Annotated in this window: 16 protein-coding genes and 1 pseudogene; 12 read left to right on the top strand and 5 right to left on the bottom strand. The window is 64.6% G+C overall.

The genetic code is table 11. The features are described 5' to 3' along the window. Positions 1-219: 219 nt before the first annotated feature. Positions 220-1399 (bottom strand): annotated as a pseudogene (locus tag IBL26_RS22025) (IS3 family transposase). An 86-nt stretch (positions 1400-1485) separates the two neighbouring features. On the opposite strand from IBL26_RS22025, the gene IBL26_RS22030 reads away from it, so the two are divergent. Further along, a complete protein-coding gene (locus tag IBL26_RS22030; RefSeq protein ID WP_187786673.1) occupies positions 1486-1821 on the top strand; it encodes a hypothetical protein in 336 nt (111 codons plus the stop codon). An 891-nt stretch (positions 1822-2712) separates the two neighbouring features. On the opposite strand, the gene IBL26_RS22035 is transcribed toward IBL26_RS22030, so the two are convergent. Both IBL26_RS22035 and IBL26_RS22040 read right to left on the bottom strand, forming a co-directional pair. Continuing rightward, positions 2713-3432 (bottom strand): hypothetical protein, encoded by a 720-nt coding sequence (locus IBL26_RS22035; RefSeq protein ID WP_187786674.1) that lies wholly within the window; start codon positions 3430-3432, stop codon positions 2713-2715. A gap of 4 nt (positions 3433-3436) precedes the next feature. Further along, on the bottom strand, positions 3437-4120 hold the full coding sequence (locus IBL26_RS22040) for a ParA family protein (protein ID WP_187786675.1): 684 nt from the start codon (positions 4118-4120) through the stop codon (positions 3437-3439). 1671 nt (positions 4121-5791) lie between these two features. Between IBL26_RS22040 and IBL26_RS22045 the strand changes: the two genes are divergently transcribed. The 10 genes from IBL26_RS22045 to IBL26_RS22090 all read left to right on the top strand — a co-directional run bounded on the left by IBL26_RS22045 (position 5792) and on the right by IBL26_RS22090 (position 14547). After that, entirely contained in the window at positions 5792-6550 is a 759-nt protein-coding gene (locus IBL26_RS22045) for a Fic family protein (protein WP_187786676.1), read from the top strand. A 347-nt stretch (positions 6551-6897) separates the two neighbouring features. Continuing rightward, positions 6898-7008 (top strand): BrnT family toxin, encoded by a 111-nt coding sequence (locus IBL26_RS26170; protein ID WP_367615488.1) that lies wholly within the window; start codon positions 6898-6900, stop codon positions 7006-7008. Next, positions 6996-7349 carry a helix-turn-helix domain-containing protein gene (locus IBL26_RS22055; protein WP_241749679.1) on the top strand — a complete coding sequence of 118 codons (354 nt, stop codon included), beginning with the start codon at positions 6996-6998 and terminating at the stop codon, positions 7347-7349. The genes IBL26_RS26170 and IBL26_RS22055 overlap by 13 nt, the downstream gene beginning before the upstream one ends. A gap of 164 nt (positions 7350-7513) precedes the next feature. Then, positions 7514-8551 carry a LacI family DNA-binding transcriptional regulator gene (locus tag IBL26_RS22060; RefSeq protein WP_187786677.1) on the top strand — a complete coding sequence of 346 codons (1038 nt, stop codon included), beginning with the start codon at positions 7514-7516 and terminating at the stop codon, positions 8549-8551. 65 nt (positions 8552-8616) lie between these two features. Continuing rightward, complete coding sequence (locus tag IBL26_RS22065; protein WP_241749680.1) at positions 8617-9282, top strand: RraA family protein; 666 nt, start codon at positions 8617-8619, stop codon at positions 9280-9282. Positions 9283-9284: 2 nt separating this feature from the next. After that, positions 9285-10142 carry an amidohydrolase family protein gene (locus tag IBL26_RS22070; RefSeq protein WP_187786678.1) on the top strand — a complete coding sequence of 286 codons (858 nt, stop codon included), beginning with the start codon at positions 9285-9287 and terminating at the stop codon, positions 10140-10142. Beyond that, the gene (locus tag IBL26_RS22075) at positions 10139-11863 is read left to right on the top strand and encodes an IlvD/Edd family dehydratase (protein ID WP_187786679.1); all 1725 of its coding nucleotides are present in this window, start codon (positions 10139-10141) and stop codon (positions 11861-11863) included. The genes IBL26_RS22070 and IBL26_RS22075 overlap by 4 nt, the downstream gene beginning before the upstream one ends. 12 nt (positions 11864-11875) lie before the next feature. After that, positions 11876-13462, top strand: coding sequence for an ABC transporter substrate-binding protein (locus IBL26_RS22080; RefSeq protein ID WP_187786680.1), 1587 nt, complete (start codon positions 11876-11878; stop codon positions 13460-13462). Between the two features lie 247 nt (positions 13463-13709). Beyond that, positions 13710-14120, top strand: a complete 411-nt coding sequence (locus IBL26_RS26175) for a hypothetical protein (protein WP_187786681.1) — start codon at positions 13710-13712, stop codon at positions 14118-14120. A gap of 196 nt (positions 14121-14316) precedes the next feature. After that, complete coding sequence (locus tag IBL26_RS22090; RefSeq protein ID WP_187786682.1) at positions 14317-14547, top strand: hypothetical protein; 231 nt, start codon at positions 14317-14319, stop codon at positions 14545-14547. Positions 14548-14601: 54 nt separating this feature from the next. Here IBL26_RS22090 and IBL26_RS22095 read toward each other — a convergent pair whose 3' ends face one another. Next, positions 14602-14814, bottom strand: a complete 213-nt coding sequence (locus IBL26_RS22095) for a hypothetical protein (RefSeq protein ID WP_187786683.1) — start codon at positions 14812-14814, stop codon at positions 14602-14604. A gap of 327 nt (positions 14815-15141) precedes the next feature. Between IBL26_RS22095 and IBL26_RS22100 the strand changes: the two genes are divergently transcribed. Continuing rightward, positions 15142-15309, top strand: a complete 168-nt coding sequence (locus IBL26_RS22100; protein ID WP_187786684.1) for a hypothetical protein — start codon at positions 15142-15144, stop codon at positions 15307-15309. Between the two features lie 6 nt (positions 15310-15315). Here IBL26_RS22100 and IBL26_RS22105 read toward each other — a convergent pair. Next, positions 15316-15848 (bottom strand): transposase (locus tag IBL26_RS22105; protein ID WP_187786685.1); only part of this gene is annotated, 533 nt, incomplete at its 5' end.

Here is a 15848-nt window from a genome sequence, read left to right on the forward strand (position 1 = left end):
CTGACGTCCGGGTGTGGACAAATCGGCCGCCGTCACTCCTTTCGGCTAAGGCGGCAAAGGGCTAGGAGGATGAGCGGGAGGCAAGGGAGCACTGAATGCTCAGGAAGGAATCGAGGGAGCACGAGCTACCCCAACCTTTCCTTACGCCGGGCGATCTGGATCATCTGCGCCTCCAGGGAGGCCTTTTTACGCTCGAAGTGGGCCTCGAGGTAGGGAGTGCTATCCGCGTTGAGGAACCCCTCCTCGCCACAGTGCTGACACCGCCCTCGAGTGGCGCCGCCCCGGATTGTAAAGCGCTTAATGTAGTCGAACACGTCAGCTCTTGCTGCGTCGCGCGTGCGGTGAACCTTCCGAGCGGTGCGTTCGGTGTTCAGCGACGAGAAGAGCTCTCCATCGCAGCGTTATCCCAGACGTTGCCGGACCGGCTCGTGGAGCAGGTAATGCCTTGGTCAGCCATTAGTCGCTGGAACTGCTCACTGCTGTACTGGCTGCCCCGGTCGGAGTGGTGCAGCAAGGACCTCGGCCTGCCGCGCGGACAGATCGCCATAACCAGGGCGTCGGTAACGAGCCGTGCGGTCATCGTGGCGCTCATCGACAAGCCAACAACACGGCGGGGAAAACGTCGATCATGGCGGCAACGTAAAGCCAGCCTTCATCCGTCCGGATGTAGGTGAAGCCTGCGGTCCATTTCTGGTTTGGCTGCTCCGCTTCGAACCGGCGGTCGAGAATGTTGGCCGACGTGGAAGCAACCCGCTGACCCTTATCGAGCGGCAAGCCGCAGCGCCGTGGCCTGGCACACAGACCCTGCTGCCGCATCGGCCGTTCAATTCCATGCAGGCCACAGCGGATGCCCTGGGCCAGCAAGTCGTGCCACACCCGCCGGGCGCCATAGGGCCGGTCACCGGCCAGAAAGCTGGCGTGGATCCTGGGCGTGATCTGTTCGTTCTCGACAGCACGCTGGCTAGGACGCCGGGTCAGCCAGGGCATGGAAGCTGGAACGAGAAACGCCAGCGCCGAGCAGAGCCAGGACAGCGGCAAGCCGACCGGTGCTTCGCGATGACGGCGAACTTCATGTGTTCGGCCAGTCACTCGGGCAATGGCAATGGCGTTGATGACCTCACCCCTGGCGAAGTACGCTGCGGCCATTTTTAGGATGTCACGCTCCGCCTTGAGCTTGGCGACCTCCCGCCGGAGCCGCTTGATCTCCTGCTGCTCTGGCCTCATCTGGCTGCAACCAGAGAAGGCTTGGTGCGGATCGTCCGCTTCTCCCGCAGCCAGCGCCGCAAGACGCTCTCGGCAAGCTCCAGGTCCCGGCAAGCCTGGGTCACCGACACCCATGCTCCCGGACCAACTCCACTGCCCCGACCTTACACTCACGGCCGGCTAACCTTCGTCCCATCCTCGGACCTCTAATCAGGTGAAAACCTTAACCAGGTGTCCACCAGACCAGCAGCAGCTCATGGCTTCTATGGGAGACGGATCTCAATGGTGGACTGCGATCTCCTCTACCGTGAGCTGGGCACGCTCGAACACCACAGATCCAAGGACAAGGTGGAACGTCTCACCATCTCTTTGACAGACTTGGTTGAAACAGCCTGTAATCTTTTCTACGGTATCACGCGCCGTGACGAAGGCCTATCGAACGCCGGCATCGCCTTCCAGGCCGAAGACGGCACCATCGCGCGCCCCAATCTGACACGACCTGAACCCCAGCGCCCGGTCGGCCACTACTACGGCCCCGAGTTCGCGAAGACGCGGGAGGCGAAGCCCAGAATCCCGGAAAGCCGGTCTACGTATTTCGTGGTGGTAGCCGATTGTTAGTGACATGGGCGGACGCCCGGCGCGACCTGGGAATTAGCGATGGCTTTTAGGCCGAGAAATTGCTGTTAGTTCGCTGGGACAGAGCAAGGACAAGGACCAGGGCTGGGAAGTGATTGGTGGGCAGTGACCGTGGCCGGCCTCACCAAGTGGCCGAGGAAGCCGCCCGCGCCCTGTTGAGGGGCCCAGAGGAGGAAGTGGCGGCTGTGCACAAGGTGGCGGACGGCCGATCGGAGTAGTCCAGGAAGCGGCGCAGGAAAGAGAATCTCCCCTCCCCCCCATCTGCTCCGTCAGCGGAAGACGCTGAGTTGACGCCGGCGACTTGCTCCGCCCCGGCTGACCACCAGCTTGGAGTCGGATGACACAGGAACGGTGGCGCTGGATACGAATGAGCCACCGGAGGCATCGCACTTGCTGTACGCATGGTGGCTAGCAGAGTCGGCCGGGCCGTGGGCGAGGGAACGGCGACATCGACGGTGGCCGCCGGCCAAACGATGCAGACAAGGGAAGATGGGTCGGCCTGGCTCTGGCTGATGACGAATAACGAGTCCGCCTTCCTGGGCGCGTACCGCCCGGGAAGGCCCAGCCTGCAGATGCCCGAAGTGGGCGCAGCGGATGCACGGTCACGCTGCTGCTGGAGTGGACTGCGGTTGTCGGTCCGTGTCTGCGGGACCTCTCGATGCGGCCATCATCCTCGCCGCATCTTGCGACTAGCTAATCCGGAATCTTGGATGCGCCCGAGTTGGGTTTATCAGAGGCGGAGGGAAAGCTCCGGCCGCCGCTGTTCTGCTCTGGGGCGGCTGGGATCGAGCGAAGTTTCGGGTGGGTACGACGGATGGTGTGGCAGAAGCCGCGGCAGTCGACCCTCGCTTCCCACCTCCAACTAATTCATCATTACTGGTCGACCTGCACGTCGATGATGCGGCCACTGCTTCCCCCAAGCTCGCGGTCGATGTCTAGGAGCTCACGACGCATCTTCTCCATTTCGGCGACGATGCGCAGCCGCCGCTGGACGAGCTCGGTCTCCCGACCAACGCGGGCCCGCCGCAGCCGCCGTTTGAAATCGATGATGGAATCCCGCTTCGCACCGGGACCAACCAAGCCCTCCTTGCGGGCGGCATCAAGTTCAGCATCAGTCAAAGTCGTTAGCTGATAGGCCACAGAGTAGTTTTGAGGCAGCTCAGCCGGATTGAGCTTGCCATCGTTCAGCGCGCGGGAAACGCATTCAAGTTGCGAGGCGATCTGCACACTGAAGGGTAGCTTGCCCAGAAACACGCGCCACTCAGCGTTCATTTGTGCGCGCCGTCCCGCAGGGGTCAGGTGAGCGTTGCTTCCCCGGATGCGGTCCTCAATCAATCCGCGGGCCTTGATGATGCGGTGACCGATGGTCAGAAAGGCCTCCTGGGCCCGTGACCAAAGGGTTCCGATTTCGACAGCAAGATGGTCCGGGTTTGCTGTCTCAAATCCCGCGAGCACCAATGCATCGCCTCGGTGATCCGGGTTGCCGGCAGGCTCGTGGTCGACCGCCCGCTCGATGGTCTTGCGGATGCGGGCCGGATCCAGGCCGCGGCGGTCAGAGGTGGTGGCTGTTGTGGTGGTGCGGCGGACGGCCATATCTTTAACCCTCTTCCAGGCCAACGCGGCGGCGAACAGCGGCCCAGACGGCCTCGACGTCCTCACCACCGGTGCACTTACGCATCTCAGTAGCCCCCAACCCTACTTCGTCGGCGGCCAGAAAATCGTAGTACTCGCCTATCTCCACGGCGCAGAGTTCGGCGTGCCGAACCAGCCGCTTCTTCGCCAATCCGATGACACGGGTCGCCTTGGGCTTCACCAAGTTCAGTACTGCCAGCGTAGGCCGCTTCCACGCCGCAAGGGCATGAAGCAGAGTTTCCGCGCTTTCGGTGTCCGAGATGCCAACCTTCGTTGGCACAAGCACCAGGTCGACGCCGTAGGAGAGTGTCTTCAGAACCTCGGAACTTTGGTCGATGGCGGGCGGGGTGTCGAAGAAAACGATGTCGTGGTCCTCGAGGCCGAGAACCTCGGCAGCATCCCGGGCGTCATGGGGGTCGGCCTCATAGCCGACAATTTCGGGGGCGTCGGGGCAATACTGCGCCCGGCGCTGGAGCCACTTGGTGACCGTCCGCTGAGTGTCGAAGTCAACCATGCCGACGCTGAAGCCAGCGGCGGCGGCAGCGCCCGCCAGGTTTTTTACTAAGAAGCTCTTTCCGGGGCCGCCCTTGGCCCCAGTACTTAGAATGCGGATCGTCCGCTTCAGTTTTCTGCTAGTGGCCTCGGCCATATTCGGCTCCGTCAGATTCCTCGTGCTGACCCTAGAGCACTTTGTAAGTCGACGGGAGAGGCGGGCACCCTCTTACCGGTAAGAATCTGCCTGCGCCCTCTCATGCCGCCCCTGTCATGTAACCCAGGCGGCCCGCCTCTAGGCACACGCTGCCTGTTCCGACTGCTGTATATCCGGAGGCGAAGGTAGAAAATTACTGCGACCGCCCTTACTCTTCACCAATCCAGGCCCCCGGTGACGACTGGGGCGCACGGGGGCCATTCATCGACAGTACTCGAGATGCCAACGATAAAGAGAAGCCGGCGACGATAGGCGCTCGCCCGCTCGGCATCATGAAAGTCCACGTTGCGCTTGCAGTGCCTGTGACAGTCTTACCGAGCACTCAAGCCATGAAACCCGTTCAGAGCTGTTTTTAACGGCATCCTCGAAGGTGTACTTGACCAAGTCTCATGGGCTCCAACTGCCGGCTGCCGGGCGGCGTCGACAAAGGTGCTTCACACCCCGAAGCTGAGGCAATTCAAGGTTATCTCCTGGAGGGGCGCTGGTGCTGCCGAGGCCTGCCGATCAGCCTGACGCTGACCCCAGGCGGGGAGCATGACAGCATGACCTTTGGCGAACTGGGCGGAGGAATGGGACAATGATCCCGGCATTCGGCTAGCAGGCCGCGGCTACGACAGCTTGACGCCATGCGCCAGAATGTGCGTGACCGTGCACGGTCCGCTAAGCAAGGCGAAGCGCTTGGCAGGGAACCAGCCTAGGCCTGCCGCAGGCGCATGTCGCCGAGCTGGACCCGCTGCTGGGCGACCTTATGGACTGCGAGTTGAGCGCGCATGTTGAACCGGCGGGACACATTGACTAGGACCGTAGACAGACCGGGCTGCTGTCCAAAACATCGTTTGCTGAATCTGGAAGCCACGTGCCTGCGAACCGGACAGCGGCATGGGTGATACCTTGACCCGCTCATGAGGAGCGGCACTAGCTCGAAGGGGCTCCGCTGTTCCAGGCTTCAGTCGTGAAGCGGGCCTCGGATAGCCCCGCGTGTAAATGATTTCCCTTTATGCGGCTGTTTGGTAATCGATAATCGACGTGACGCACTGTATTCCGACCATGGCCTTCGGCTTTACCACACCCCGCGTTTTCCAAGAGCGCCTAGTCCCACCGAATGGCGAACTGGTCGGATACGCTGCCCTAGCCCACGCTTATGGTCTGGATGCCCCAGTCAGGTCGGCAGCCTGCATTCTGCCGGGCTTTTTGAGGGCGGCAGAGCACAGGCGACTGGACTTTCGTTGAGAAGCGCTACCAGCCGGAAGCCAGCCTAGCCGGTCATCTGACCTTCGCCCTGCGCCATGAGCCCCTGGATCTCCTGCTGCTGAAACGGCTGTTCGACGCCACCCATGTAGCGGAGATGGCGGAGTTCGTAGCCAGTCAACCCACTGGCGCCTGGGTCCGGCGCAGCTGGTTCCTGTTCGAGTGGCTGACCGGTCAGCGGCTACCACTGCCAGACGCCAAGACGGGTAACTACGTCGAGCTCTGGATCCTGCCTTCTATGTCACGGCCACTGCGGTGAATTCGCCTCGGCACAGGGTCCGGGACAACCTGCCAGGTACCTCGGCGTTCTGCCCTGTTCTGCGCAAAACACCGACCTTGGTAGCGTGGATCGAACGCGAGCTCATGCAGGCCGCACAGGAGACCACCAGCCGGGCCGACAAGCGGCTGTTGTCCCGCGCTGCCAGCTTTCTGCTCCTAGCGGACAGCCAGGCGAGCTTCCTGATTGAGGGGGAACGGCCGCCGCGCAACCGGATCGAGCGTTGGGGTCGGGCGGTGCTGCGGGCTGGACAACGGCCACTCTCGGTGGACGGGTTGGAGCGCTTACAATCTGTGCTGATCGAGGACAGCCGGCATGTCCGTCCAGGCCTACGACGTGAAGGTGTGTTCCTGGGTGACCGAACGCAGGATGGCCTACCGGTACCGGAGTTCATCAGAGCCCGGTCAGAGGGTTTGCCGGCCCTGCTGGAGGGCCTGCTGGCAACGAATGCGCGTATGGGCACAGGAGAGATCGATCCTGTCCTGCAGGCCGCGGCGATCGCGTTCGGTTTCGTGACGGTGCACCTCTTTGAGGACGGCAATGGGCGGCTGCACCGCTTCCTGGTGCATCATGTTCTGGCGGAGCGGCGCTTCTCGCCGCCTGGCCTAGTGGCAGAAGCAGATCATATGCTTGGTCGAGGCCCGACAGCACGGCCAGCCGGCGGCGGGGTGCGGCTGCGCCCGCTCCACAATGCACCTCGCTATCGGCCGCCTGGAGGCCGCCGGCATCATGGGCCACGTTCGGCGTGGCTTGGTCGCCGCCGTGCGCGGCGTGGCCCGCTGGTGTCAATGGACCTCGGCCTACCTGTTTGCCACGCCGAGCCTTTGGGCGAGCGATACCGATAGGCGGTCAGCCGAAAGTCTCTGATGATAAGAACAAGGCTGTGGACAGGGGGAAGGAAGGCGCGGTGGGTCCCCGACGCCATCGGAGCATGCCGCCCTCGCTGCCAGGATGGGGACTGACCACGGGTTCATCGCCATCAGATACTGCTTTGCCGTATATAACCTTGCGAAATATACTGCTTAGCAGTATAATAAGATCATGGATATCGAGTTCGACCCTGCCAAGGACGCGGCCAACCGTGACAAGCACGGCGTTTCCTTGGTTCTCGGCGCGGTGGTGCTGGCGAACCAAATCGGAACTGCTCGATGACCGCCGCGACTATGGCGAAGTGCGGATGACGGCTTATGAGATGGTACAAGACCGTCTCTACGCCTGCACCTACACCATTCGTGAAAGCTGCATCCGTCTCATCTCGGTCCGCAAGGCCAATGCAAGGGAGCAAAAGCGATGGCTACTGTGAAGGTGACACCCGAGATGATCGCGCAGGCTCTGGCTGACACGGATTGGGCCGCGCAAGACTCGCTATCAGATGAGGAGATCGCACGGCGTGTCGTAGCCGATCCCGACGCTGCACCTATCCTAAGTGATGCAGAAACGGCCGCAGCCCTGGTGCGCACTGTGCGTCATCGCCTCGGCCTGTCACAGGCGGCCTTTGCGGCCCGCTTCCATATCCCCGCAGGAACGCTGCGGGACTGGGAGCAGAGCCGGAAGAAGCCCGACACAACCGCCATGGCATTCCTGCGCGTGATTGCACGGGAGCCAGATATGGTTGCGCGAGCTTTGGATCCTGTCACCCGCTGATCAACACCTAGCCCCATTCTGCGTACTAGCACCGGGGCGACCGTATAGGTGGTCTCAACGGCTTCGATGGTGAGGCGGCCAAACACCTCGCGCGCATGGGCGTCATTTAACGACAGCAGGAAGCGGTCCGACGCGATGGATGGAGGGCGCCAGGATAACCACCCATGACCGAGCATAACCAACGCCAAACAAGGATCAGTCGCCTGCGAGACGTGGCGGAGGCGGCGGGCGTAACGCCGATGACCGTCTCCAACGTACTGAACGGCCGCCCCGGCGCCAGCGCCGAAACGCGCGCGAAAGTGCTGCGGGAGGTGGAGCGCCTCAATTACCGGCCCGACGCCAACGCCCGTCGCCTGAGGCTGGAACGCACGGGCTCTATCGGCGTGCTGGTGCTGGACAGCGCGCCGGACTACCTGCGGGACCCGTTCATCACCAACGTCATCGCCGGCCTCGGCAACGTGGCGGCGGAGAAGGCATTCTCGCTGGTGTTGCAAGGCGTCCGGCCCCATGCGGCGACGGTGCCGCCGTTGCTGGCGCAGTCCGAGACGGATGCACTCTGCTTGCTGCTCTCCGGCACGCCCGCCGCCCGCATGCGCTTGCTGGAACAGGTGGCACGGCTGCGCCAGCCTGTGGTGCTGGTGCAGGAGCGCGATACTGGCGGGCTGCAGGATGCCTGCCTGCTGCGCCAGGATGATAGGGAAGGCGGCCGGCTGCTGGGCATACATCTGCGCCGCCGTCTCCAACCTGGCACCCGCGTACTCTTCCTGACCCCCTCAATCGCCTGGACCGCGCAGTCAGAGCGGGGGGAGGGGCTTCGGCTGGGCCTGGGCCGTGGCATCCGGCTGCGGCGCGTCCTCTGCGGCGACGAGAGCTTCGGCGCCACCCAGGAGGCTCTCTCTCGCGCGCTGGAACAGAACGGTGTCCCGAATGCCATCGTCGGCGGTAACGACCAGATGGCCCTGGCGGCGATGGCGCTGCTGCAGGCCAGGGGCCTGGCAGTGCCCGATGCGGTGCCAGTGGCCGGCTTCAACGCGTTCGAGATGTTCCGCTTCGTCCAGCCCACCCTGACCACCATCGCGAGCCCGGCCTACGAGATGGGTGTGCGCGCGGGTGAGGAATTGCTGCTGCGACTGCAGGATGGCGCCTTCCGGCAGACTGAGATCGTGCTGCCTGTGCAGTTGCGGGAGGGAGGATCCTGTTGACAGCGGGCTTCGTGCTGCGCTCAAACTATAACGTTAAATAAGAACACGCGGACGAGGAGGCAGTTTTGGCGGTATCCGACGGAATCCTGGAAGCCATGCAGGATCGGCTGTTCTCGGCCATGCTCTCTGACGTGCTGGACGGCCTCGGCTACACCCGCCAGGCCCTGCCCGCCCGTATCCGCCCACTGGACGACAGCGTGCGCATGGCCGGTCGCGCCCGCACCGCGCTGTACCTGGAAGTTTTCGAGGCGAAGGAGGGTGAGAATCCCTACGACCTCGAGATCGACCTGGTCGATTCCCTGGCGCCGGGGGAGATCCCGGTCTTCGCCTGCGGCCATAGCGGCCGCATCGCGCCCTGGGGCGAATTGCTCAGTACCGCCGCGCAGGTTCGCGGCAGCGCCGGGGCGCTGATGGATGGCATGGTGCGCGACATCAGCGCCATCCGCGAGATGCGCTACCCGGTATTCCACGGTGGCATCGGGCCGTTGGACAGCAAGGGGCGTGGCAAGATCGTCGCGCTGGATGTGCCGTTGGAATGCGGCGGCGTCCGCGTTTGTCCCGGGGACTTCGTCTTCGGCGACGCCGACGGCGTGGTCGTGGTGCCCCGCGCCGCCGAAGCCGCGGTAGCCGAGCGCGCCGAGGCCAAGCTGCGTGGCGAGAAGGAGACGCTGGCCGAGCTGCGCGCCGGCGTGCCGCTGCGCACCGTGTTCGAGAAATACGGGATCCTCTGAGCATGATCGTTGATTGTCACGTCAACATCTATGAGGACCGGCACCTGACGCCTGTGCATGGCCAGCAGGTGGCTTCCCGCGCCGGCGGCGTCGACCCGAAGGCGGACGCGGATACGCTGCATGCTGCCATGGCGGGCGTCGACAAGGCCATCATCTTTACCCTGCGCTATGGCGACAGCGCGGGCGTGGATGGGGACGACGCAGTGACCGCCGCCGCCGTCGCGAAGTATCCTGACAAGTTCGTCGGCTTCGCTGCCGTCGACCCGCGCCGCCCCGACGCCATGGAGCTGCTGCGCCACGCGGTGGAGGATCTCGGCCTGCGCGGCGTGAAGTTCGGCCCGATCTACAATGGCGTGCACCTGGCCGATCCGCGCATGGTGCCGATCTACGAATACTGCGTGAAGCACGACCTGCCGCTGACCATGCACATGGGTACCACCTTCGCCCGCAATGCGCCGCTCGAGATGGGACGGCCCATCCATGTGGACGAAGTCGCGCGCCGCTATCCCGACCTGAAGATGGTGATGGCGCATATGGGCCACCCGTGGGGGGAGGAGTGCATCGTCGTCGCCCGCAAGCACCCCAACGTGTTCTGCGAGGTCTCGGCGCTCTTCTACCGCCCGTGGCAGTTCTACAACACGCTGGTGGCGGCTCAGGAGTACAACATCACCGACCGTGACAAGATTTTCTGGGGTACCGACTTCCCTTATGCCGGGGTGGAGGAATCGCTGGCCGGCCTGCGCGGCATCAACCACCTGGTGGAAGGCACCGCCTTGCCGCGCGTCACGCAGGCGACGATCGACGGCATCATCCACGCCAACCCCTTTGCCCACTGGTGGCATGGGGACGCACCGGCATGAGTACGCCGCCCCGCCGCATGCGCAGCCAGGACTGGTTCGGCCGGCATGATAGCCACGGCTTCGTCCATCGCGGCTGGATGAAGAACCAGGGCCACCCGGCGCATATGTTCGATGGCCGCCCCGTCATTGGCATCTGCAACACCTGGTCGGACCTGACGCCCTGCAACGGCCATCTGCGCCAGTTGGCCGAGTTCGTGAAGCGCGGCGTCTATGAGGCTGGCGGCTTTCCGCTGGAGTTCCCGGTATTCTCGCCGGGGGAGAGCGTGATGCGGCCCACCGCCATGCTGTTCCGCAACCTGGCCAGCATGGATGTGGAATGCGCCCTGCGCGGCAACCCGCTGGATGCCGTCGTGCTGATGGCGGGCTGCGACAAGACGACGCCGGCACTGCTGATGGGCGCCGCCAGCGTCGACCTGCCCGCCATCGTGCTCTCCGGTGGCCCGATGCTGAACGCGTGGAAGGGGCGGGACCGGATGGGCTCCGGCACGCATGTCTTCAAGGCGGTAGAGGCGGTGAAGGCCGGCGCCATGACCCACGCGCAGTTCGAGGCGGCGGAGGCCGAGCTGAACCGCAGCGCCGGCTCGTGCATGACCATGGGCACCGCCTCCACCATGGCCAGCCTGGTCGAAGGCATGGGCCTGGCCTTGCCAGGTAACGCTGCGCTGCCCGCCGTCGATGCCCGCCGCCAGGCGCTGGCGCACATGACCGGCATGCGCGCCGTGGCCCTGGCGCGGGAGGACATCCGGCTTTCCACCCTGCTGACGCGCCAGCATTTTGAGAACGCGATCCTGCTGAACGGCGCGCTCGGTGGCTCCACCAACGCCGTGGTGCACCTGCTGGCCCTGGCGGGGCGTGCCGGCATCGAGCTGACGCTGGAGGACTGGGACCGGCTGGGCCGCGACATGCCCTGCCTGGTCGACCTCATGCCGTCAGGCCGCTTCCTGATGGAGGATTTCTGCTATGCCGGCGGCATCCCCACGGTGCTGCGCGTGTTGGGGGACCGACTGCACCGGGAAGCCCCCACCGTCGGGGGCTCCACCCTGGGCGAGATCGCGGACGCGGCCGGCCCGCCGGATGGGGAGGTGATCCGCAGCCTGGATGCCCCGTTCAAGCCGCTGGGCGGCATCACCGTCCTGCGCGGCAACCTGGCGCCGCTCGGCGCCGTGCTGAAGCCCTCCGCCGCCTCGCCGCACCTCATGCGCCATACCGGCCCCGCCATCGTCTTCGACAGCATCGAGGACTTCCAGGCCAGGATCGACGACCCCGCCCTGCCGGCGACGCCGGACAGCGTGCTGGTGCTGCGCAATTGCGGCCCGCGCGGCTACCCGGGCATGGCGGAGGTTGGCAACATGCGCCTGCCCGCCGCCATCCTTCGCCAGGGCATTACCGACATGGTCCGCATCTCCGATGCGCGGATGAGCGGCACCGCCTACGGCACCGTGGTGCTGCACGTGGCACCGGAGGCGGTCGGCGGCGGCCCGCTAGCGCTGGTGCGGGACGGAGATCTGGTGGCGCTGGACGTCGCCGCCCGCTCGCTGGACCTGCTGGTGGATGAGGACGAGCTGGCACGCCGCCGCGCCGCGCTGGTGCCCTTCGTCTCTCCCTACAAGCGGGGGTATGAGCGCCTGTATGTCGAGCACGTGATGGGTGCCGACCAGGGCGTGGATTTCGATTTTCTGGTCGGCGGCAGCGGCGCCCCGCCGTTGCGCGATTCCCATTAGGAGCCGAGGGTCATGCAGCGTCGCAGCTTCATCGCCGGGGCCACGCTGGCCACGGCCGCCTTGTCCGCCCCCCGCCTGGCAGGGGCCCAGGGCCAGTCCGTCCTGCGCTTCATCCCGCAGGCGGACCTCGCCTTGCTGGACCCGGTGCAGACCACCGGCCTCGTCACCCGTAACCACGCGCTAATGGTGTTCGACACGCTGTACGGCGTGGACGAGCACGCCGCCGCCCACCCGCAGATGGTGGAAGGCCACAGCGTGGAGCCGGACGGGCGGCGCTGGATGCTCCGCCTGCGTGAAGGCCTCCGCTTCCATGACGGCACACCGGTGCTAGCGCGGGACTGCGTGGGCAGCATCCGCCGCTGGGGCTCGCGCGATGCGTTCGGCATGGCGCTGCTGGCGGCGACGGACGAACTGTCCGCCCCGGACGACCGCACCATCCTGTTTCGCCTCAGCCGCCCCTTCCCGCTGCTGCCGGATGCGCTCGGCAAGGCGGGTTCCAACATCTGCCCGATGATGCCGGAGCGGCTGGCGGCCACGCCCGCCACACAGGCCGTGGCGGAGATGGTTGGCAGCGGCCCCTACCGCTTCGTGGCGGATGAGCGCGTGGCCGGCGCGCGCGCGGTATACCGCCGCTTCGATGGGTACGTGCCCCGCGCCGACGGCACGCCTAGCATGATGGCCGGCCCCCGCCAGGCGCATTTCGAGCGGGTGGAATGGCACACCATGCCGGATGCGGCCACCGCCGCTGCCGCGCTGCAATCCGGCCAGATGGACTGGTGGGAACAGCCGGTGACAGACCTGCTGCCGCTGCTGCGGCGTCGGCGCGAGTTGAAGGTGGAGGTGCTGGACACCGCTGGCGCCTTCACCATGATCCGCCCCAACCACTTGCAGCCGCCCTTTGACAATCCCGCCATCCGCCATGCCCTGATGGGCGCCATCCAGCAGGCGGACTACATGCAGGTCATCGCCGGTGACGACCGCGCGCTCTGGAAGGACAAGTCGGGCTTCTTCCTGCCCGACGCGCCGATGGCCAGCGAGGCCGGGCTGGAGGCGCTGACCGGTCCGCGCAACCTGGCAGCCACCCGCGCCGCGCTGCGCGCCGCCGGCTACAAGGACGAACGCGTCGTGCTGCTGGCGCCGGCCGACTTCCCAGTGCTGAATGCGATGAGCGAGGTGGCGGCCGACATGTTGCGCAAGGTCGGCATCAACCTCGACTACCAGTCCCTGGACTGGGGCACCGTGCTGCAGCGCCTTGCGTCGCAGGAGCCGCTGGACAAGGGCGGGTGGAGCCTGTTCTGCAATTTCAGCCTCGGCGTCGGCACGATGAATCCGGCGGCGCACAACTACATGCGCGGCAACGGCCGCCGCGCCACCTTCGGCTGGTACGACAGCCCGCGCATGGAGGCGCTGCGCGACACCTGGTTCGCCGCCGCGGATGCTGAGAGCCAGAAGCGCATCTGCGCCGAGATGCAGACCCTGGCCTTCCAGGAAGTGCCCTTCTACCCGACTGGCGTGTTCTACCAGCCCACGGCCTATCGTGCCGAGCTGAAAGGCATGCTGAAAGGCGCGCCCCTTTTTACCAACTTGCGGCGAGAGTGACGAGCCACGCCGCGCTATGTCACGGATTGCCTTACCGGGGACCGGACGCGCCGACGGCACCGCGTCCAGGGCAGGGGATGAAGCCGCTTGAGGTGCAAAGCGACCCACTGGCCATGCCCAACCCTTCGCCGATAACAGGCTTTTTCGGACGGTATTAGGAGCGTCCAGGTCTGGACAATGCAGGCAGGATTGGCGCTAAGCGGAAGCGTGGCTAAATCGTTATGACAAAGAGGGCTGGACAGTCGCGATGGCGTTGTTGGTTGGTACCTCGGGGAATGATGTTCTGGCCGGCATAGCCGAGGCAGACGAGATCCGCAGCTTGGGCGGCGACGACCGCCTGGAAGGCGGGTGCGGAAATGACCAACTTTTCGGCGGGTCGGGCAACGACCAACTCGATTGCGCCGACGCTGGCGCAGCATGCCGCACACCGCAGCATCCTTGTCGGGAAGACGAGAGTCTACTGCGGTCCGCCGTTCAGCTGCCCGGTGATAGAAGCGCCTGGACAGGAGCAGCGACAGGGCAGCTGCGAGAAGGGAAAGTCTCAATATCACGAAATAGCGATATATCCTGGCTGTCCCGTCTAATGGGCAGTCGCGTCCCGCCGCCTCGTCCCGCCGCCTCGTCCCGCCGTCGCGGACGATACCGATTGCCCGGTTAGAGGGGGGAGAGGTCCATTCCCTCATCGGCAGCAGCATCCAGCCTCGTTACGAGGCGAGGCAGGAGCTCCTGGCCCTTTGGGACAGTCTGTCGTCGCAGGGTCGTAAGGCAGTCCTGACGGCGGCACGGCTAACCGCGAAGGAAGAGGATATCCTGCCGGAAGGTCAGTGCGTGATCGCCCGAGAAGACGAGGTATCGTGAGCCAGGCCGTGAAGGCGCGGAGCCTTGCGATGGCATCGCTCAATCATTTCCGTGCGGCGCAGATCGTGCTCGAGCTCCACGGCGACCGCGCGGAAGAGGAAATCCTTTCGCATGTCGTCCGGATGGAAGTGTGCGACGACGCAGCCGGGGTGCAGCTCTGGCTGTGCGTCCTTGCGGCGCTGCACGAGCTACGGCGCACACCGCAGCCTGCTGATCTGCTGCATTAAGAGATCCCTCCTGTTCGGCATTCGCCGGACAGGAGGGACCCTAGGCAGCGTGCCTTAGCAGCGGCTCGCCTGCAAAAGTTCCTGGTAAATCCTGTCAAATTCAGCGGCCAGCAAGGCGCGATAGCGCATGTCGCTGATCGCCTCGTCCTGCGACTGCGCAGTCTCGAGCGTACGGACGAACGATGCGCGCAGTTGGTCTAACGCCGCCAGATCGACCGGATCTGGGCCGAGGTGTTCCCGAATTGCCTGGGTAAGTGCGGTGCGCATGGCAAAGGCCCGTTCATCCAACAATCTGACTGTCTCGCTCGAGGGAAACGTACCCTACTCAGAAAAACAGGAGGCACAACAACCTGTTAACGCGCAGAAGTTTGCGCTGAACTTAATTACATAATCTTAATCTGAGCTAATTGTTGTTAACGGCGCATGATTTTTCAGTGTGTTACGCGGCGGAGTGCATTTCCACACATTAAGAAAATCTCACTGCAGTAGAATTGTGCCGTAAAATTGGGATTGCTCATCGGTACCAATCTGTAAGTATGTCCTTACTCACGAAGTCGTGAGCATCGTAACACCCCAGCCAGAGACAAGAAGTCCATGAACGTCACCTTGCCCGACGCGCGTAAGCTTCACGACGAAATTGAAGGTGCCGTCGTTATCCTGGAGCATCTGGCGGTCCAGGCTGCCTATGCACAGGAGCCCTGCGCCCAGATCCTGCTGCGGACCGCTGAGCTACTCCGCATCACCGTGCTGGCGAAGGGCTAGAGGCTGTTATGGACCTGCGGCGAGTTGAGCGGCCTGTTTGAGCATGATGCAGGCGAAGGCGATGAGGTGGAGATCAGTAAGAGTGCTGGCGTAGCGCTCGTAGTCCTTGACCAGCCGCCGGAAGCGGGTTGCCCAGGCGAATGAGCGCTCAACCACCCAGCGCCGCGGCAGCAGCACGAAGCCACGCCTGGCTTCTGGCAATCTGACCACCTCCAGTTCGACGCCATGCGCCTTCACGGCATCGGCTGCTTTGCTTCCCGTATAGCCCTGGTCAACATAGACCAGATCGACGCTCTGGCCTGTGGAGGCTTGCACTGCCTGGGCAAGCCGCCCAACCTCGGCCCGGTCGTCGGCACTGGCGGGCGTGACGTGCAACGCCAGCAGATGCCCCAGCGTGTCGACTGCCAGGTGCAGCTTGGAGCCCTTCTTGCGCTCGGCACCGTCGTACCCGGCGCGGGTTCCGCTTTCGGGAGAGGAGCGCAGCGTCCGGCTGTCCAGGATCGCCGCTCTGGGCTGCGCCTTTCTCCCCGCGGCGAGAC

The organism is Teichococcus aerophilus (assembly GCF_014490485.1).
GTDB classification, from domain to species: Bacteria; Pseudomonadota; Alphaproteobacteria; order Acetobacterales; family Acetobacteraceae; genus Pseudoroseomonas; species Pseudoroseomonas aerophila.